At 64.0% G+C, this 445-nt stretch carries 1 protein-coding gene; it reads left to right on the plus strand.

What is annotated here, in order from left to right:
• Positions 1 to 52: 52 nt before the first annotated feature.
• Positions 53 to 445 (plus strand): hypothetical protein (locus IMZ11_RS44155; RefSeq protein ID WP_308066924.1); only part of this gene is annotated, 393 nt, incomplete at its 3' end.

Here is a 445-nt window from a genome sequence, read left to right on the forward strand (position 1 = left end):
GTATCGGACCGGGGATTTGGTGTGTTGGGGGGCTGACGGTCAGCTGCAGTATGTGGGTCGTGCTGATGAGCAGGTCAAGATTCGCGGGTACCGCATCGAACTGGGCGAAATCCAATCTGCCCTGGAAGATCTGGACGGGGTGAGACAAGCCGAGGTCATAGCCCGAGAAGACCGCCCCGGCGACAAACGCCTGGTGGGCTACATCACCGGCAGCGCGGACCCGGTCGCGGTTCGTGCGGCATTGTCGGAGCGGTTGCCCGGTTATATGGTGCCCGCGGCGGTGGTGGTGCTCGACGCCTTGCCCTTGACGGTGAACGGCAAACTCGACAAACGCGCTCTGCCTGCCCCCGACTATGCCAACGGTCAGGAATACCGCGCTCCGGCGACTCCCGTGGAGGAACTGCTGGCCGGCATCTATGCGCAGGTGCTCGGTCTGGAACGGGTC

The sequence above is a fragment of the Microtetraspora sp. AC03309 genome (assembly GCF_020826795.1).
Lineage (GTDB): Bacteria > Actinomycetota > Actinomycetes > Streptosporangiales > Streptosporangiaceae > Microtetraspora > Microtetraspora glauca.